This is a genomic window from Salmonella sp. GDC200615 (assembly GCF_050574145.1).
Lineage (GTDB): Bacteria > Pseudomonadota > Gammaproteobacteria > Enterobacterales > Enterobacteriaceae > Salmonella > Salmonella enterica.
In genome coordinates this window covers 4,236,310-4,255,284 of record NZ_CP192247.1, presented here as the reverse complement: position 1 = coordinate 4,255,284, position 18,975 = coordinate 4,236,310, and the positions used below count along the sequence as shown (strand labels likewise).

The following is an 18,975-nucleotide window of genomic DNA, read 5'->3' as shown; positions in this document are numbered from 1 at the left end:
GGGCAAAAGCCGCGTCGTTTTAGTTCGACGCCGGGTATTCCTGCACCGTCACCTGGAACGTGAGCTGCTTATCATCCCGCATTACCACGACCGGAATGACGGAGCCCGGGCGGATTTCCGCCACCTGATCCATCGTCTCCAGCGCGGACACAGCGGGTTTATTATTGACCGAAATAATCAAATCATTAACCTGAATACCGGCAAGCGCGGCGGGGCCGTTTGGCGTCACTTCATTAACGACAATGCCCTGAATCGGGTCCATGCCGCTACCCTGCTGCGCGTGCAGCGGCGCGATTTCTCGTCCGCCAATACCGATATAGCCGCGAATCACGCGACCGTCGCGGATAAGCTTATCCATAATTTTCGTGGCTAGCTGGAAGGGAATCGCAAAACCAAGGCCTTCCGGCGTTTCGCCATCGTTACTCTTATCAAAAGAGAGGGTGTTGATCCCCATCAGTTCGCCTAACGAGTTGACCAGCGCGCCGCCGGAATTACCGTGGTTAATCGAGGCGTCGGTCTGGAGAAAATTCTGTCGCCCCGTCGGGTTCAGGCCGATACGACCCGTTGCGCTGATGATCCCCTGGGTGATGGTCTGTCCCAGATTATATGGGTTGCCGATAGCCAGTACGACGTCGCCAATATGCGGTGTACGCTTTGTATTAATCGGGATGGTAGGCAGCCCGCCAGTGGCGTTGATCTTCAGCACCGCCAGATCGGTAAGCGAATCGGAGCCAACCAGTAGCGCTTCAAAGACGCGGCCATCCTGTAGCGCGACGATAATCTGATCGGCATCGTTAATCACGTGCTTGTTGGTAATAATATAACCGCGTTGATCCATGATCACGCCGGAACCTAGCGTGCGGATCTCCAGTTGATTATGCGCGGTACTGTTCATACTGCGGTTATAGACGTTGACGACGGCAGGCGCGGCGCGGCGAACCGCAAAATTATAACTGGCTGGCGTCTCATCGGTACTGTCGAATTGCGGGACGGCGATAGGATTAATTTTGCGCAAAGAAGGCATGACGGCCAACAGAATAGCGCCGACAATTAAACCTATTGCGACCGAACGTAAGAGCTTCACAAACATGATGGAGGCGTCGTTAAAAAAGGGAACGGCAGCAGCATACCATGAGTTAACCGGACATCACATCGCAGGCTGATGCCCGGTTTAAGACAGGATTAGCGCAGCAATAGATAAATGTTCTCGTTGCCGCGTACTACCTGAAGAGCAATGATGGACGGTTTTGCCGCCATCACTTTGCGCATTTCGGCGATAGAACTGATGCGATCGCGGTTAACGCCGATGATAACATCATCTTTTTGCAAACCGGCCTGCGCGGCAGGACTGCTTTTTTCGACGCTATCAACCTTAACGCCTTTCGTCCCGTCTTTCAGCTGGCCGTCGCTCAACGTCGCGCCTTGCAACGCCGGGGCGATCATTTCGGCGCTGGCGGAAGAAGAGGTATTGGAATCCAGCGTGACTTCCACCTCCAGCGGCTTACCATCGCGCAGCAGGCCCAGCTTCACTTTCGTGCCCGGTTCGGTGGTGGCGATACGCGAACGCAGTTCGGCAAAGCTATTCAGCGGCTTACCGTTAAGACTGATAATCACGTCTCCGGATTTCACCCCGGCCTTCGCCGAACCTGAATTGGGTAAAACCTCGCTGACAAAAGCGCCACGCTGAACGTTCAGTTTGAATGCCTTAGCGATATCAGCGGTCATTTCAGTGCCTTTAATTCCCAGCAATCCGCGTTTGATTTCGCCGAACTGAATCAACTGCTGCGCCAGCGTCTGCGCCATATTGGAAGGAATAGCAAAGCCAATGCCGATGCTCCCGCCCCCTGGCGCGAGGATCGCGGTATTAATCCCGATCAGCTCGCCGTTCAGGTTAAGCAGCGCGCCGCCGGAGTTGCCGCGGTTAATAGAGGCATCGGTTTGAATAAAGTTCTCAAGCCCTTCCAGATTAAGCCCGCTGCGTCCCAGCGCTGAAATAATCCCGGAGGTGGCGGTTTGTCCTAGACCAAACGGATTACCGACCGCCACGGCGAAATCGCCGACGCGGAGTTTGTCGGAATCGGCGATGGCAATTTGCGTTAACTTGCTGGGATTCTGAATTTGTAACAGAGCGATATCGCTCTGGTCGTCGCCGCCGATCAGCTTCGCGTCGAATTCGCGTCCGTCATTCAGTTGAATACTGATCTTCTGTGCCTGATTAATCACATGATTATTGGTTAATACATAGCCTTTCGCGGCATCGATAATCACCCCCGAACCGAGTCCTTCAAACGGCTGGGACGGCTGGTCTGGCAGATCCTCGCCAAAGAATTTTTTAAACTCCTCCGGCACTTTTTGGCTCTGGGCGGCGGTTCCCTCGACTTTTACGCTGACGACAGCAGGCAGCACTTTCTCCAGCATAGGGGCAAGGCTTGGCAGCGTCGCCTGGCCTGGCACCTGGCCTGGTATCGATGCAAGGGCTGGAAACGGCGCCGAAAGAGTTAACCCGACACTTAACGCTAATGCACTTAACAGCTGGGTGTGTTTTTTCATGGATGCTGCTCTCGTACCTTGAATGAACGGATAGACAATTCAAAACAGATTGATGTTATTGAATTTTCAGCCTGGTAACAATGATAATAGCTGGGACAGGAAAGATAGAGCGAGGGCGCAAGCGATGCGCCCGATAAATTTCTTAACGGCGTGCGATTAATCGCGCTTTGCGCCGCTACGTAACAGGCCAGACGCGCCTTCAGAATAATCACGTGGCATTTGTACTGGCGCCTGATCGTTGCTCGCCTCAGACTCCGCCAGACGGTTACGGAACGGATTCGACTCCGCAGACATTTCCGGCAGCAGGCTGCTGGAGCTTTTCGCCATATGCTGATACAGCTGGCGGTAATCATGCGCCATGGTATCCAGCAGTTCCGCGCTGCGGGCAAAGTGGCTAACTAGCTCTTCACGGTACTCTTCCAGCTCAGCTTTGTTTTTTTCCAGTTCGTACTGCAATGCCTGCTGTTGACGTAACTTACGATTACCAAAACGCATGGCCACGGCACCAATGATGATACCGACGACTAATCCAATTAGCGCATATTCCCAGGTCATGAACATCTCCCGTTGTCTTATGTTTCCGTAGGGTGTTGGCTCCAGGCTCCATGCCCGCGCCTGATTATGCCACTATAACCGCTAATTCCGTAGAAGTGGAATCCCGACAGCATATCGCGTAGTGTAGAACGGCCTTTTTTTCGTCAGCCGTGAACGACGGCACATAGATTTTCAAGGAATAACAATAACATTATGCAAAGCCTTTCCCCTACATCGCGTTATCTCCAGGCACTCAACGAAGGCACCCATCAGCCTGACGACGTACAGAAAGAGGCGGTCGACCGTCTGGAAACCCTTTATCAGGCGCTCACCGCGAAAAAATCGTCGGCTACGCCACCCGGCGGACTGATAGCGCGACTGGGGAAATTATTAGGCAAAAACGAACCGGACGCGCAAATACCGGTTCGCGGGCTGTATATGTGGGGGGGCGTGGGTCGCGGCAAAACCTGGCTCATGGATCTCTTCTACCACAGCCTGCCGGGTGAGCGAAAATTACGCCTGCATTTTCATCGGTTTATGCTGCGCGTGCATGAAGAACTTACCGCGCTACAGGGACAGATCGATCCGTTAGACATTATTGCCGATCGGTTTAAAACCGAGACGGACGTACTGTGTTCCGATGAGTTTTTCGTCACCGATATTACCGACGCCATGCTGCTGGGCGGTTTAATGAAAGCGCTGTTTGCACGCGGCATTACGCTGGTCGCGACCTCCAATATTCCGCCGGATGAACTCTACCGCAACGGTTTGCAACGCGCCCGCTTCCTGCCGGCTATCGATGCCATTAAACAGCACTGCGACATTATGAATGTGGACGCCGGCGTCGATTACCGGCTGCGGACGCTGACGCAGGCCCATTTATGGCTAACGCCGCTTAATGATGAAACCCGGCGGCAAATGGATAAACTGTGGCTGGCGTTAGCGGGGGCCGCGCGCGAGCACGCTCCGACGCTGGAAATCAATCATCGCTCTTTATCCACCCTGGGCGTTGAAAACCAAACGCTAGCGGTCTCTTTCGCTACGCTGTGCGTCGAGGCCCGCAGCCAGCATGATTACATTGCGCTCTCAAGGTTATTTCACACGGTTCTGCTGTTTGACGTGCCGGTCATGACGCCGCTGATGGAGAACGAAGCGCGCCGCTTTATTGCGCTGGTGGATGAGTTTTACGAGCGCCACGTTAAGCTGGTGGTCAGCGCCGCCGCACCGTTATATGAAATTTATCAGGGGGAACAGCTCAAGTTTGAATTTCAGCGCTGTCTGTCACGCCTGCAAGAGATGCAGAGTGCGGAGTACCTCAAGCGGGAGCATATGCCGTAAGCCGGACAAGCGCAGCGCCCCGGCATTATGCGGTATTATATCTGTGCAACCTCCCCGACCGAGGGTGAACCAGGCCTGAACAAAACCCGCGGCAAATCGCAAAAAGGGGTCGATCTTTGACCTGGACTTCTCTATAATCCTGCGACCCCACGTTACAAGAGAGTTTTTTCCCAAACTTTCTCTGTGCCGGCCAAACATATCCGAGGGGGTAGGTTTACCGGACTTTGTCGTGTGAACCTCAACTATTTAAAACGTTTGGGTGTTCACCAACGTGTAACTTATTTATTTGGGTAAGCTTTTAATGAAAACTTTTACAGCTAAACCAGAAACCGTAAAACGCGACTGGTATGTTGTTGACGCGACCGGTAAAACTCTGGGCCGTCTGGCTACTGAACTGGCTCGTCGCCTGCGCGGTAAGCACAAAGCGGAATACACTCCGCACGTAGATACTGGTGATTACATCATCGTTCTGAACGCTGACAAAGTTGCTGTAACCGGCAACAAGCGTACTGACAAAGTGTACTATCACCACACCGGCCACATCGGTGGTATCAAACAAGCGACCTTTGAAGAGATGATTGCCCGCCGTCCTGAGCGTGTGATTGAAATCGCGGTTAAAGGCATGCTGCCAAAAGGCCCGCTGGGTCGTGCTATGTTCCGTAAACTGAAAGTTTACGCGGGCAACGAGCACAACCACGCGGCACAGCAACCGCAAGTTCTTGACATCTAATCGGGATTATAGGCAATGGCTGAAAATCAATACTACGGCACTGGTCGCCGCAAAAGTTCCGCAGCTCGCGTGTTCATCAAACCGGGCAACGGTAAAATCGTTATCAACCAACGTTCTCTGGAACAGTACTTCGGTCGTGAAACTGCCCGCATGGTAGTTCGTCAGCCGCTGGAACTGGTCGACATGGTTGAGAAACTGGATCTGTACATCACTGTTAAAGGTGGTGGTATCTCTGGTCAGGCTGGTGCGATCCGTCACGGTATCACCCGCGCTCTGATGGAGTACGACGAGTCCCTGCGTGGCGAACTGCGTAAAGCTGGCTTCGTTACTCGTGACGCTCGTCAGGTTGAACGTAAGAAAGTCGGCCTGCGTAAAGCACGTCGTCGTCCGCAGTTCTCCAAACGTTAATGGGGTTCTGCTTCGGCAGACAACTGTTAGCGAAAAAACCCGCTTCGGCGGGTTTTTTTATGGCTAAAGTCCGAATCCAGTCTCTTTTCCTCCCTATCTTTAGCATTATTCTCATCTTATTCATCTTTCATGCACGCTCAGAGAAAAGGAAGTCGCAGTGGGATTTTTTAACTCATTGTTTACTAAGAAAGAGTCGTTAATGCTGTCGAATAAATGGGAATTCTTTATAACAACGGTGGATGACCATGTTACGGGTATACGTGTGGATATCGGCGCCATTCAGGATGAAAAATTTGATCGCCTTATCCATACCGGGTTCTTACGTGTTCATTACACCAACTGTTATGAAAATGGTTTACCGCAGCCCGATGAAACACAGCGTTTAAATCGTATAGAGGACTGGCTTGATGAAAAGGGGAAGACGTTTCCGATCTGGCTGGTGGGTGTGGTTACCCAACAAGGCTGGCGCGATTTTGTGTTCATGTCGGAAGAGGATCTTAACTGGGAAAAGACGCTGGATAAATTGCTCGCTGGTGGCCCGGAAATCTCTTTTAGTTATAGAGAGAGTCACAATGATAAAGGAAACTTTTACCGCCAGTTCTTGTATCCAACCCGATACGACTGGAACTGGATACACGATTCCCGTGTGTGCCGGGGATTACAGGAACAAGGTGATGATCTGACGCTTCCGCGCGCTATTGATTATTATGCGACATTGCCTACAGAGGTCGCAGCGCGCGACTTGGCGCAAGATATTGCTGCATTACCGTATGGCATAACGCTGGTCAGTATTCGAATGAATGACCCGCAACAGGGGTTTATGGCGTCTTTTATCAGCACCGATGCTCCGCAACAATGGCATATGACAGAAATCACTTGCCAGCTTACCGATCTGGCTGAAAAACATGGCGGCAGTTTTGATGGCTAGGGCGCACCGGTAGTACAGGCATAACAGGCGAAAGACAATATCTCAGGTGGGGCGAGCATTTCAGACCAGGAATATCTCTTTTTCCTCATTTCCAGAATCGACTCACCACAAAGGTCACAAAATCTGGTAAACTATCATCCAATTTTCTGCCCAAATAGCGGGGAATGTTCATTTTTTGTCTCGTTTCTGAGCAATGATGGCTTTTTTCGCCCTGGGTGACATAACATCTGGCTGGTCACATTGTGGCTGGTAGCAGTAAAAATTCTGAATATACCTGGAGGTTTTCATGGCTGTCGCTGCCAACAAACGTTCGGTAATGACGCTGTTTTCTGGTCCTACTGACATCTATAGCCATCAGGTCCGCATTGTGTTGGCTGAAAAGGGTGTTAGTTTTGAGATCGAACATGTGGAAAAGGACAATCCACCTCAGGATCTGATTGACCTCAACCCGAATCAAAGCGTTCCGACACTGGTGGATCGTGAGCTGACCCTGTGGGAATCTCGCATCATTATGGAATATCTGGATGAGCGTTTCCCTCATCCGCCGCTGATGCCGGTTTATCCGGTCGCGCGCGGTGAAAGCCGTCTGTACATGCACCGTATTGAAAAAGACTGGTATACGCTGATGAACGTCATCGTAAACGGGTCTGCTTCCGAGGCCGACTCTGCGCGTAAACAACTGCGTGAAGAGCTGCTGGCGATTGCGCCGGTATTTGGTCAGAAACCGTATTTCCTGAGCGACGAATTCAGCCTGGTTGATTGCTACCTGGCGCCTCTCTTGTGGCGTTTACCGCAGTTGGGTATTGAATTCAGCGGCGCAGGGGCGAAAGAGCTGAAAGGCTATATGACCCGCGTCTTTGAACGTGATTCTTTCCTGGCTTCTTTAACCGAAGCTGAACGTGAAATGCGCCTCGGTCGGGGTTAACCTGTATGGATTTGTCACAGTTGACGCCGCGTCGTCCCTATCTGTTGCGTGCTTTCTACGAGTGGTTGCTGGATAACCAGTTGACTCCGCATCTGGTGGTGGATGTGATGCTGCCTGGCGTGCATGTCCCTATGGAATATGCGCGCGATGGGCAAATCGTCCTCAATATTGCGCCGCGGGCGGTAGGTAATCTGGAGCTGTCTAATGATGAAGTGCGTTTTAATGCGCGCTTCGGCGGCGTTCCCCGTCAGGTTTCTGTGCCTTTGGCTGCGGTGCTGGCGATTTACGCCCGTGAAAACGGCGCAGGCACCATGTTTGAGCCTGAAGCCGCCTATGATGAAGACGTTGTCAGCTTAAATGATGATGACAATACCGCAGGCGCGGAAAGCGAGACCGTGATGTCCGTCATTGATGGCGATAAGCCCGACCACGATGACGACAGTAGTCCTGATGACGAGCCGCCTCCGCCGCGTGGCGGACGTCCGGCACTGCGCGTAGTAAAATAATCAACAGGCCCTGAAGGGCCTGTTTTGTTTGGCCTCCTCGCGGGTTCACCCTGCTTTTGAAGCTGTGTTACGATAAGCTTGCTATTATTTGCCACCGACCACTCATGAATGGACGTTATGAACGCATTTGATTCGCAAGCAGAAGATTCACCGACATCCCTCGGGCGTAGTTTGCGCCGCCGCCCGCTGGCGCGTAAAAAACTGTCTGAAATGGTTGAGGAAGAGCTGGAGCAGATGATCCGCCGTCATGAGTTTGGCGAGGGAGAACAGCTACCGTCTGAACGTGAATTAATGGCCTTCTTCAATGTGGGACGTCCCTCCGTGCGTGAAGCGTTAGCTGCGCTGAAGCGTAAAGGTCTGGTGCAAATCAATAACGGCGAACGCGCCCGCGTCTCGCGCCCCTCTGCTGATACCATCATCAGCGAACTGTCGGGTATGGCGAAAGATTTTCTTACTCATCCTGGCGGCATCGCTCACTTTGAACAGCTACGGCTTTTCTTTGAATCCAGCCTGGTACGCTATGCGGCGGAACATGCCACCGACGAGCAGATCGCGTTGTTAACGAAAGCGCTGGAAATTAATAGCCAGTCGCTGGATGACAACGCGCTGTTTATTCGTTCGGATGTCGAGTTTCACCGGGTGTTGGCTGAAATTCCCGGTAATCCGATCTTTATGGCTATTCATGTTGCTCTGCTGGACTGGCTAATCGCCGCTCGCCCAAGCGTTCCCGATCGTGAGCTGCATGAACATAATAACGTGAGTTATCAACAGCATATTGTGATTGTTGATGCCATTCGCCAGCGAGATCCCGATAAAGCGGATCGCGCTCTGCAAACCCACCTCAATAGCGTTTCCGCTACCTGGCACGCACTCGGTAAAAAAAGTCAAAAAATGCGGTAGCGATCGCACCTCCGATCCCGGTTTAGTGAAGCAGATCGCACTATAAGCGTTCTGTATTATTTGCTGCTTATTTGATCTGGTATAACAGGTATAAAGGTAGGTAGTTAATATATTCATCATCCGTAGAGGTAGGTATGGCAAAAGCATTGCAAGGCGTAATGGCGGCGTTGTTGACCCCATTTGATCATCAGCAGCAACTGGATAGCGAAAGCCTGCGCCGTCTGGTGCGTTTTAACATTGGGCAGGGTATCGACGGGCTGTACGTTGGCGGTTCCACCGGGGAAGCATTCGTACAGAGCCTTGCTGAAAGAGAGCAGGTACTGGAGATTGTCGCCGAAGAGGCGAAGGGAAAAATCACGTTGATCGCCCATGTCGGGACAGTAAGCACCGCAGAAAGCCAGCAGCTTGCCAGCGCCGCAAAGCGTTACGGTTTTGATGCGGTCTCTGCGGTGACGCCTTTTTATTACCCTTTCAGTTTTGAAGAGCACTGTGACCATTATCGGGCAATCATTGATTCCGCAGATGGATTGCCGATGGTGGTATACAACATTCCGGCGTTAAGCGGCGTAAAACTTACCCTCGATCAGATCAATACGCTGGTGACATTACCGGGCGTGAGCGCGCTGAAGCAAACCTCCGGCGATCTCTTCCAGATGGAGCAGATCCGCCGCGCGCATCCGGATCTGGTGCTGTACAACGGTTATGACGAAATCTTCGCTTCCGGTCTGCTGGCGGGCGCGGACGGCGGTATCGGCAGCACATACAACATTATGGGCTGGCGTTATCAGGGGATTGTTCAGGCATTACGTGAGGGCGATGTGGCGAAAGCGCAGCGCCTGCAAACCGAGTGCAATAAGGTTATTGATTTACTGATTAAAACCGGCGTATTCCGCGGCCTGAAAACGGTCCTGCATTATATGGACGTGCTATCGGTGCCGCTGTGTCGTAAACCGTTTGCGCCTGTTGATGAAAAATACCTGCCGGCGCTCAAGGCGCTGGCTCAACAACTGATGGAAGAAAAGGCGTAACAGCATAATGCCGGGGGCGCTACGCTTGCCCGGCCTACAACAGTGCGAACAGTAGGCCGGATAAGGCGGAGCCGCCATTCGGCATAACGACAACAAAAATCGTCGGGAGAGTAAAATGAGTACTTCTACCCAGAACATCCCGTGGTATCGCCATCTCAACCGGGCGCAGTGGCGGGCATTTTCCGCTGCCTGGCTGGGATATCTGCTTGATGGTTTTGATTTTGTGTTGATTGCTCTTGTACTGACTGAGGTACAAAGCGAATTTGGGCTGACGACGGTACAGGCGGCAAGCCTGATTTCTGCGGCTTTTATCTCTCGCTGGTTCGGCGGGTTATTACTGGGCGCGATGGGCGATCGCTATGGGCGTCGTCTGGCGATGGTCAGCAGCATCATTCTGTTTTCGGTGGGAACCCTGGCATGCGGGTTTGCGCCCGGTTACACCACCATGTTCATCGCCCGACTGGTGATTGGTATGGGCATGGCGGGCGAATATGGTTCCAGCGCGACCTATGTGATTGAAAGCTGGCCAAAACATTTACGCAATAAAGCCAGCGGTTTTCTGATTTCCGGCTTCTCCGTCGGCGCGGTCGTTGCCGCGCAGGTGTACAGCCTGGTGGTGCCTGTCTGGGGCTGGCGCGCGCTGTTTTTCATTGGCATTTTGCCAATTATCTTCGCTCTCTGGCTGCGGAAAAACATTCCGGAAGCGGAAGACTGGAAAGAGAAACACGCGGGTAAAGCGCCGGTACGCACGATGGTCGACATTCTTTATCGGGGCGAGCATCGCATCATCAACATTTTAATGACTTTCGCCGCCGCCGCTGCGCTGTGGTTCTGTTTTGCCGGTAACCTACAAAATGCTGCGATTGTGGCGGGGCTGGGACTACTGTGCGCGGTTATCTTTATCAGCTTTATGGTGCAGAGCAGCGGTAAACGCTGGCCCACTGGCGTCATGCTGATGCTGGTGGTACTGTTTGCTTTCCTCTATTCCTGGCCGATTCAGGCGCTATTACCCACTTATCTGAAAACCGAGCTGGCCTACGATCCGCATACGGTGGCGAATGTCCTGTTCTTTAGCGGATTTGGCGCGGCGGTTGGTTGCTGCGTAGGCGGTTTTCTTGGCGACTGGCTGGGAACGCGTAAAGCATATGTCTGTAGCCTGCTGGCCTCGCAAATCCTCATTATTCCGGTCTTTGCGATTGGCGGCACAAACGTCTGGGTTCTGGGTCTGCTACTGTTTTTCCAACAGATGTTGGGGCAGGGGATTGCCGGGATTCTACCGAAACTGATCGGCGGTTACTTCGATACCGATCAGCGCGCGGCGGGGCTGGGCTTTACTTATAACGTCGGCGCGCTCGGCGGCGCGCTGGCGCCGATCCTGGGAGCGCTGATCGCTCAACGTCTGGATTTGGGCACTGCGCTGGCATCGCTCTCTTTCAGCCTGACGTTTGTCGTGATCCTGCTTATTGGGCTTGATATGCCGTCTCGCGTACAGCGTTGGCTACGTCCGGAAGCGTTACGCACCCACGATGCTATTGACGACAAACCGTTCAGCGGAGCCGTACCGCTTGGCAGTGGTAAAGGTGCCTTTGTAAAAACGAAAAGTTAATCCGCTTGCCCGGTTTTCAACCGGGCAATATTTGTAAGGGAGTAGTATGTCGTTACTTGAACAACTGGATAAAAATATTGCCGCTTCTGGCGGCCTGATTGTCTCCTGCCAGCCCGTTCCGGGCAGTCCGCTGGATAAGCCGGAGATTGTAGCGGCAATGGCGTTGGCAGCGGAACAGGCGGGCGCGGTTGCGGTGCGTATTGAAGGCATAGACAACCTGCGTATGACCCGCTCGCTCGTTTCGGTACCCATTATCGGCATTATCAAACGCGATCTGGACGACTCTCCAGTGCGCATTACCCCTTTTCTCGACGATGTAGATGCGCTGGCACAGGCCGGAGCAGCTATTATCGCCGTTGATGGAACCGCTCGGCAACGGCCGGTAGCCGTTGAGGCGTTGTTGGCGCGCATTCATCACCACCATCTACTGGCGATGGCCGACTGCTCATCCGTGGACGATGGTCTCGCCTGTCAACGGTTGGGCGCGGACATTATCGGCACGACAATGTCCGGCTACACCACCCCCGATACGCCGGAGGAACCCGATCTGCCCTTAGTCAAAGCGTTGCATGACGCCGGATGCCGGGTAATAGCCGAAGGGCGCTATAACTCGCCAGCACTGGCAGCGGAGGCGATCCGCTATGGCGCATGGGCGGTGACGGTGGGGTCCGCCATTACCCGTCTGGAACATATCTGTGGATGGTATAACGACGCATTAAAAAAGGCGGCGTCATGACTACGTTAGCAATCGATATTGGCGGTACTAAACTTGCCGCCGCGCTCATCGACAAAAACTTGCGCATTAGCCAGCGTCGCGAGCTACCGACCCCCGCGAGCAAAACGCCGGATGCGTTACGTGAAGCATTAAAGGCGCTGGTTGAACCACTACGGGCAGAGGCTCGTCAGGTAGCGATAGCTTCTACCGGGATCATTCAGGAAGGGATGCTGCTGGCGCTAAACCCCCATAATCTGGGCGGATTGCTACACTTTCCGTTAGTACAAACACTGGAAACGATCGCTGGCCTGCCGACGCTGGCGGTGAACGACGCGCAGGCGGCGGCCTGGGCGGAGTATCACGCGCTCCCTGATGATATCCGCGATATGGTATTTATCACCGTTTCAACCGGCGTTGGCGGCGGCGTTGTCTGCGACGGCAAGCTCCTTACCGGAAAAGGCGGTCTGGCCGGGCACCTGGGACACACCCTGGCGGACCCACACGGGCCCGTATGCGGCTGTGGACGCGTTGGCTGCGTAGAGGCCATCGCCTCTGGACGAGGGATGGCCGCGGCGGCGCGGGACGATCTGGCGGGATGCGACGCCAAAACCCTATTTATTCGCGCTGGCGAAGGTCATCAGCAGGCGCGACATCTGGTAAGCCAATCCGCGCAGGTAATAGCGCGAATGATCGCCGATGTGAAAGCGACTACCGACTGCCAGTGTGTGGTCATTGGCGGCAGCGTAGGGTTAGCTGAGGGATACCTGGAGCAGGTTCGCGCGTTTTTGATGCAAGAGCCTGCGCCTTATCACGTGGCGCTGAGCGCCGCTCGCTATCGGCATGACGCAGGATTATTAGGCGCTGCGTTGTTAGCTCAAGGAGACACATTATGATGATGGGGGAAGTACAGTCGTTGCCTTCTTGCGGGTTGCATCCGCGATTGTTGGATGCCTTGACTCTCGCGCTGGCGGCAAGGCCGCAGGAGAAAGCGCCGGGGCACTATGAATTGCAGGGCGACAATGTCTTTATGAATGTAATGCAGTTAACGACGCAAATGCCGGCCGAGAAGAAAGCGGAATTGCATGAACAATACATTGATATTCAGCTACTACTAACCGGCGTCGAGCGTATTGCGTTTGGGATGTCCGGTGCCGCTCGCCAGTGCGAGGAGATGCACGTTGAAGAGGATTACCAGCTTTGTAGTCAAATTGTCGACGAGCAGACTATTACGCTGCAAGCGGGGATGTTTGCTGTGTTTATGCCAGGAGAACCGCATAAACCGGGATGTGCAGTGGGTGAGCCGGATGACATCAAGAAAGTGGTAGTGAAAGTACGCGCCAGTCTGCTGGCGGCCTGAATCTCTTGCCGGAGCAGTCTTCCGAACGCAGCCCCTTACGGGCTGCGTGGTGAATGTGCCGGAGAGCGCGGGTATGACGGGTTAACGCTTAAACGTCACGGCTTCCGGCTGGGTCAGGTGCAGCGTCGTCTGGCTCGGCACCGTCTCGGCAATCACTCGCCCGTGGCGAATCGAGTAACGCGCAGGCGTCTGGCGACGTACCGCATCGAATCCATTCTCAGCGGGTAAGATAACCAGATTCGCGGCATTGCCGACGCTCAGACCGTAGTTCTGTAAATGCAGGGTTTTTGCGCTGTGGGTAGTGATCAGATTTAACCCGTCGTTGATTTGCCCATACCCCATCAACTGGCAAACGTGTAACCCCATATGCAGCACCTGCAGCATATTTGCCGTGCCTAATGGATACCACGGATCGAAGACGTCATCATGGCCAAAGCAGACGTTGATCCCCGCTTCCAGCATCTCTTTCACTCGCGTGACGCCACGACGTTTCGGGTAAGTGTCAAACCGTCCTTGCAGATGAATATTCACCAGCGGGTTGGCGACGAAGTTAATCCCCGACATTTTCAACAGACGGAACAGGCGTGACGCATACGCGCCGTTGTACGAGTGCATAGCCGTGGTGTGGCTGGCGGTCACGCGCGCCCCCATGCCATCGCGATGCGCCAGCGCCGCGACCGTTTCGACAAAGCGAGACTGCTCGTCATCAATTTCGTCGCAGTGCACATCGATCAAGCGATCGTATTTTTGCGCCAGGGCGAAGGTTTTGTGCAGCGATTCAACGCCATATTCACGCGTAAATTCAAAGTGCGGAATGGCGCCAATAACGTCAATGCCCAAACGCACGGCTTCCTCTAACAGCGCTTCACCGTTGGGATAAGACAGAATACCTTCTTGCGGAAAGGCGACAATTTGCAGGTCTACCCACGGCGCAACCTCTTGCTTCACTTCCAGCATGGCTTTCAGCGCGGTGAGCGTAGGATCTGAAACGTCAACGTGAGTACGAACGTACTGGATGCCGTTAGCCATCTGCCATTTCAGGGTCTGCATCGCGCGCGCTTTCACATCTTCATGCGTGAGCATTGCTTTACGTTCTGCCCAGCGCTCAATCCCTTCAAACAGTGTGCCGGACTGGTTCCAGCTCGGTTCACCCGCCGTTTGCGTGGTATCCAGGTGGATATGTGGCTCAACAAACGGTGGAATAGCCAGGCCGCCTTCGGCATCAAGCACTTCGCCCTGCGGTAACGATGCGGCTTCCTGAGGCTCAATCCGGCTAAAGCGCCCGTTTTCAATCGTAATCTGCCATAATCCTTCGTGTCCCTGCAGACGCGTCTGACGAATAGTGATGTTATTGTTCTGCATGGCTGACCTCTGGTGATTTAGCAAGGCTGCGGTTGAAAAGTGGATTCAGCAGGATATAGCTGAAGACGCCGCCGAGTACGGCGTTGACGGGCACAATACCCGGAACATAATGTCCGGCGGCGATGCCCAGCGCGACGGAAAGAATAGCAATCCAGTTAACGGGAATAAAGCGCACGGTGTTGAAGTCGGCATAGCGGCGGCGGTTCAACAGATAGTCGGCAATAATCACTCCGCCAATCGGTGGGATGGCAGATGACAGGAACGTCAGCCAGCCGACAAAATTATTGTAAAGCCACAGCGCGCACACGGTACCGATAATCCCGTTCACCACCGACAGCGTACGGCTGGAAAGACCGGTAATATTGGCGAAGCCCAGACCCGATGCGTACAGCGCGTTATCGTTGGTGGTCCAGATATTCAGGCCAAGCACCACAATCGCGGGCAGCAGCAGCCCCTGCGCTATCATCACGTCAGAGATATCCGCCTGACCGACGGCGGCAGCGCCTGCCGCGCCAAAGATAAACATCAGCGAGTTGCCGAGGAAAAAAGCGACCATCGCAATCAGTACGGCGCTTTTGGCATGACGCCCGAAGCGGACGAAGTCGGCGGTCAATGTACCGGCGCTGACAAACGAGCCCACCACCAGCGCCAGCGCGCTGGAAAAATCCAGCGGCGTCTGCGGCACTATCGTTTTTAAATGCTCCAGCCCACCCACGCCGCTGACCGCCAGCCAGACGGAGTAGCTGCCCAGTATAACGATCGCGGGTACGGCAATGATAGACAAAATGGTCAACGCCGAGATGCCGAAAAAAATGGTCAGGGTCATCAGTAGACCCGAAATGGCAATCAGAATATTGGCATCAATGCCCGTCGCTTTACTGACCGGAATAGCGAACATCGCTACGCCAACGCCAAACCAGCCTACCTGTGTGCCGCCTAGCAGCAGCGAGGGAAGCCATGATCCTTTAACGCCAAAGGAGTAACGTGCAAGGAGGTGGGTGGAGAGTCCGGTTTTTGCGCCGATGTAACCAAGAAATGCAGTGTAGATACCGAGGAGGAGATTACCGAAGAGAACTGCGAGGAAGAAATCGTGATAGGTAAGACCGGTGCCGAGTGTCCCTCCGGTCCACATACTGGCGGAAAAAAACGTTAAACCCAACATGACAAACGTCAGTGGAATCACGCCCTTCCGCGCCGCCAGAGGGACGGGGCCCTGGCTATAATTGTTGTCCTGCGACACAACGCCTCCATGAATTTTGCCCAAAAAATCCGCCGCATAATATACAGTTCTCAGAATAAAGCAAACGTTTTCGTATGATATTTTTTTGATAATTATTCATGATATTAATGGTTCGTTAGTTTTTCTCCGTTGTCAGTGAACCACCGCGTGTGAGTTGAGTTTCCAGCATGGTTTGCGAACGAATAAGTTCGTCTGTGAGTAATTTTTCGTCGGGCAACTGCACTTTGTACTCGCTCGCCATGATGGTGTTTGGCAGGCCAGTCAGCGCGTAATGCGCTTCCCCCGCGCCTTTCCCTGCGCACAAAACCAGGCCGACTGGCGGGTTTTCTCCGGGCATTGTCCAGTGCTCTTTGGCATAGTTCAGGTACATATTCATCTGCCCGGCATCCGCATAACCGAATTTGCCTACTTTCAGGTCAACGAGCAACAGGCAGCGCAAGCGACGATGGAAGAACAGCAGATCGACGAGGAACCAGCTATCGTCTATGCGTAGTCGGCGTTGGCGGCCAACAAAAGCAAAATCGTCACCGAGCTCCAGCATAAAGTCCATCAGGTGGCTGAGCAGCGCGTCTTCGAGATCTGATTCGGAATACTCGTCCTTCAGGTTAAGAAATTCCAGAATGAACGGGTCGCGTATGGCTTGCTCCGGCAAAACGTTTGGCTCGGCGGGTGCAGGCTGCTGCAACATGGCGGATTTGTCGTGGGACAGTAGCGTTCGTTCGTAAAACTGAGTGGCGATTTGCCGATCGAGCTGCCTAACTGACCAGCCGTTACGTAGCGTCTCTTTCTCGTAAAAAGTGCGGGCATCGGGATTTTTTACCGACAAGAGGCGGACATACGCTGACCAGGGAAGAGGGAATGTTTTGGCGAGCGGTATGAGATTTGAAAATTCCGCAGACAGTGTCTGCGGAATTTCAATGTGTTGAAAACAAAGATAAAATGTACGAATTTGCCATAGGTTTCTGGTGGAAAAACCGCGCTTATAGCGCTGACTTAAATCTACCGATAATCGTTCGATAAGCTGAGTACCATAGGCCGCTCGCGCTTCTCCTCCCTGTTCAAATTCGACAATGCGTCGGCCAATTTCCCAGTAGGTGGCAGTCATAATGGCATTGATGCTGCGCACGGTCTCGGTACGTGCCGTATCGACCAGACGAATAATACCGTCATGAATTTGCTGATATTCATCAGACTGTGGCACTAAAGTTGGATTCGTCATGTCATCCCTTACGTGATAGTTTTATTGTGAAATTAGAACGCTATCAATACGCTTCAGGCGTAAACGGATCAATCCATGAACGGATTTTACATGGCATTACATCTCGATTTACGAGCGGGTTTCCAGAATCGGCAGGAGAGATATTGAGGAGAGGAATATCGGCTCCCCAGCCATCAGCCAAGGCAGTAAGCGGGGAGCCGGAAGGGTTATACTTCGAGGTAGTTCATAATCCCGTCAGCCGCTTTACGGCCTTCGGCAATCGCCGTCACCACCAGATCGGAACCGCGCACGATGTCGCCACCGGCGAAGATTTTCGGGTTGCTGGTCTGGAAAGCATTATCGCTGCGTTCCGGCGCGATAATTCGTCCCTGCGAGTCCAGTTCCACGCTGTGTTTCGCCAGCCATTCCATGCTGTGTGGACGAAAACCAAACGCCATCACCACCGCATCAGCCGGAACCACATGCTCGGAACCGGCGACGATCTCTGCCCGCCGACGGCCTTTGGCATCCGGTTCGCCCATTTCAGTGCGCACCATTTTTACGCCGCTCACTTTGCCGTTGGCATTGACTTCAATGCCCAGCGGTTGAACGTTAAACTGAAATTCGACACCTTCCTCGCGCGCGTTCTTCACTTCGCGTCTGGAGCCCGGCATGTTCTCTTCATCACGACGATAAGCACAGGTTACGTGCGTTGCGCCCTGACGAATGGAGGTACGTACGCAGTCCATTGCGGTATCGCCGCCGCCCAGCACCACCACGCGTTTGCCTTCCATGCTGACATATGGTTCGTCGCTGGTTTCGCCAAACCCCATGATCTGCTTCGTATTGGCGATCAGGAACGGCAGAGCGTCGAAAACCCCGTCCGCATCTTCATTTTCCAGCCCGCCGCGCATCGACTGATAGGTGCCGACGCCAAGGAATACCGCATCGTAATCTTTCAGCAGATCTTCAAGCTGTACATCACGACCCACTTCGGTATTAAGTTTGAACTCAATACCCATGCCGGTGAAGATCTCACGGCGGCGGGTCATGACTTCTTTCTCCAGCTTGAAGGCCGGGATACCGAAGGTCAGCAGACCACCGATTTCCGGATGGCGATCAAAGACCACCGCCTTCACGCCGTTGCGGGTCAGCACGTCGGCGCACGCCAGCCCTGCCGGACCTGCACCGATTATCGCTACCCGTTTGTCCGTCTGGCGTACGCCGGTCATATCCGGGCGCCAGCCCATCTCAAACGCTTTATCGTTGATATAGCGCTCAATGTTACCGATGGTCACTGCGCCGAACTCATCGTGCAGCGTACAGGAGCCTTCGCACAGGCGGTCCTGCGGGCAGACGCGGCCACACACTTCCGGCAGGGTGTTGGTCTGGTGCGATAGCTCAGCCGCCTCAAAAATACGCCCTTCGTTAGCCAGTTTCAGCCAGTTCGGGATGTAGTTATGTACCGGACATTTCCACTCGCAGTAGGGGTTCCCGCAGGACAAACAGCGATCCGCCTGGGCTTTCGCCTGACCTTCAGAAAACGGTTCGTAGATTTCAACAAACTCGATCTTACGGAGCTTCAGCGGTTTCTTCGGCGGATCAACGCGCTGCAGGTCGATAAATTGATAAACATTCTGGCTCATTTCA

The 18,975-nt window shown here is 53.6% G+C and carries 19 protein-coding genes; 12 read left to right on the top strand and 7 right to left on the bottom strand.

Annotated elements, in window-relative coordinates; all coding sequences use genetic code 11:
* Positions 1-19: 19 nt before the first annotated feature.
* The 3 genes from degS to zapG all read right to left on the bottom strand — a co-directional run bounded on the left by degS (position 20) and on the right by zapG (position 3,105).
* Entirely contained in the window at positions 20-1,090 is a 1,071-nt protein-coding gene (degS, locus tag ACQ29O_RS20635; RefSeq protein WP_000497705.1) for an outer membrane-stress sensor serine endopeptidase DegS, read from the bottom strand.
* Between the two features lie 92 nt (positions 1,091-1,182).
* Positions 1,183-2,550, bottom strand: coding sequence for a serine endoprotease DegQ (degQ, locus tag ACQ29O_RS20630; RefSeq protein WP_000716690.1), 1,368 nt, complete (start codon positions 2,548-2,550; stop codon positions 1,183-1,185).
* Positions 2,551-2,706: 156 nt separating this feature from the next.
* Entirely contained in the window at positions 2,707-3,105 is a 399-nt protein-coding gene (gene zapG / locus ACQ29O_RS20625; RefSeq protein ID WP_001519074.1) for a Z-ring associated protein ZapG, read from the bottom strand.
* A 192-nt stretch (positions 3,106-3,297) separates the two neighbouring features.
* Between zapG and zapE the strand changes: the two genes are divergently transcribed.
* From zapE to nanQ, 12 genes are all read left to right on the top strand, one after another.
* The gene (zapE, locus tag ACQ29O_RS20620) at positions 3,298-4,422 is read left to right on the top strand and encodes a cell division protein ZapE (protein ID WP_020937201.1); all 1,125 of its coding nucleotides are present in this window, start codon (positions 3,298-3,300) and stop codon (positions 4,420-4,422) included.
* Between the two features lie 301 nt (positions 4,423-4,723).
* Positions 4,724-5,152, top strand: coding sequence for a 50S ribosomal protein L13 (rplM, locus tag ACQ29O_RS20615; RefSeq protein ID WP_000847559.1), 429 nt, complete (start codon positions 4,724-4,726; stop codon positions 5,150-5,152).
* A gap of 15 nt (positions 5,153-5,167) precedes the next feature.
* Positions 5,168-5,560 (top strand): 30S ribosomal protein S9, encoded by a 393-nt coding sequence (rpsI, locus tag ACQ29O_RS20610; RefSeq protein ID WP_000829815.1) that lies wholly within the window; start codon positions 5,168-5,170, stop codon positions 5,558-5,560.
* A gap of 199 nt (positions 5,561-5,759) precedes the next feature.
* The gene (locus ACQ29O_RS20605) at positions 5,760-6,488 is read left to right on the top strand and encodes a DUF695 domain-containing protein (protein WP_077909781.1); all 729 of its coding nucleotides are present in this window, start codon (positions 5,760-5,762) and stop codon (positions 6,486-6,488) included.
* Positions 6,489-6,774: 286 nt separating this feature from the next.
* Positions 6,775-7,413 carry a stringent starvation protein SspA gene (gene sspA, locus ACQ29O_RS20600; RefSeq protein WP_000257298.1) on the top strand — a complete coding sequence of 213 codons (639 nt, stop codon included), beginning with the start codon at positions 6,775-6,777 and terminating at the stop codon, positions 7,411-7,413.
* Positions 7,414-7,418: 5 nt separating this feature from the next.
* Entirely contained in the window at positions 7,419-7,919 is a 501-nt protein-coding gene (gene sspB / locus ACQ29O_RS20595) for a ClpXP protease specificity-enhancing factor (RefSeq protein ID WP_000366112.1), read from the top strand.
* Between the two features lie 108 nt (positions 7,920-8,027).
* A complete protein-coding gene (nanR, locus tag ACQ29O_RS20590) occupies positions 8,028-8,819 on the top strand; it encodes a transcriptional regulator NanR (protein WP_000382926.1) in 792 nt (263 codons plus the stop codon).
* Between the two features lie 134 nt (positions 8,820-8,953).
* On the top strand, positions 8,954-9,847 hold the full coding sequence (gene nanA, locus ACQ29O_RS20585; protein WP_001029665.1) for an N-acetylneuraminate lyase: 894 nt from the start codon (positions 8,954-8,956) through the stop codon (positions 9,845-9,847).
* A gap of 115 nt (positions 9,848-9,962) precedes the next feature.
* The gene (gene nanT, locus ACQ29O_RS20580; protein ID WP_000108071.1) at positions 9,963-11,453 is read left to right on the top strand and encodes a sialic acid transporter NanT; all 1,491 of its coding nucleotides are present in this window, start codon (positions 9,963-9,965) and stop codon (positions 11,451-11,453) included.
* Positions 11,454-11,499: 46 nt separating this feature from the next.
* Complete coding sequence (locus ACQ29O_RS20575; protein ID WP_000054439.1) at positions 11,500-12,189, top strand: N-acetylmannosamine-6-phosphate 2-epimerase; 690 nt, start codon at positions 11,500-11,502, stop codon at positions 12,187-12,189.
* Complete coding sequence (nanK, locus tag ACQ29O_RS20570) at positions 12,186-13,061, top strand: N-acetylmannosamine kinase (protein ID WP_000208970.1); 876 nt, start codon at positions 12,186-12,188, stop codon at positions 13,059-13,061. Before ACQ29O_RS20575 ends, nanK begins: the two co-directional genes overlap by 4 nt.
* Positions 13,058-13,525 (top strand): N-acetylneuraminate anomerase, encoded by a 468-nt coding sequence (gene nanQ / locus ACQ29O_RS20565; RefSeq protein ID WP_000979898.1) that lies wholly within the window; start codon positions 13,058-13,060, stop codon positions 13,523-13,525. Before nanK ends, nanQ begins: the two co-directional genes overlap by 4 nt.
* Before the next feature lie 81 nt (positions 13,526-13,606).
* Here nanQ and ACQ29O_RS20560 read toward each other — a convergent pair whose 3' ends face one another.
* From ACQ29O_RS20560 to gltD, 4 genes are all read right to left on the bottom strand, one after another.
* Positions 13,607-14,887: a cytosine deaminase gene (locus ACQ29O_RS20560; protein ID WP_020937200.1), complete on the bottom strand. Its 1,281-nt coding sequence runs from the start codon at positions 14,885-14,887 to the stop codon at positions 13,607-13,609.
* The gene (codB, locus tag ACQ29O_RS20555) at positions 14,874-16,127 is read right to left on the bottom strand and encodes a cytosine permease (protein ID WP_000076269.1); all 1,254 of its coding nucleotides are present in this window, start codon (positions 16,125-16,127) and stop codon (positions 14,874-14,876) included. Before codB ends, ACQ29O_RS20560 begins: the two co-directional genes overlap by 14 nt.
* A 115-nt stretch (positions 16,128-16,242) precedes the next feature.
* Positions 16,243-17,346, bottom strand: coding sequence for a PDDEXK nuclease domain-containing protein (locus ACQ29O_RS20550; RefSeq protein ID WP_000184320.1), 1,104 nt, complete (start codon positions 17,344-17,346; stop codon positions 16,243-16,245).
* 206 nt (positions 17,347-17,552) lie between these two features.
* Positions 17,553-18,971: a glutamate synthase subunit GltD gene (gene gltD, locus ACQ29O_RS20545; RefSeq protein ID WP_000081705.1), complete on the bottom strand. Its 1,419-nt coding sequence runs from the start codon at positions 18,969-18,971 to the stop codon at positions 17,553-17,555.
* Between the last annotated feature and the right edge of the window lie 4 nt (positions 18,972-18,975).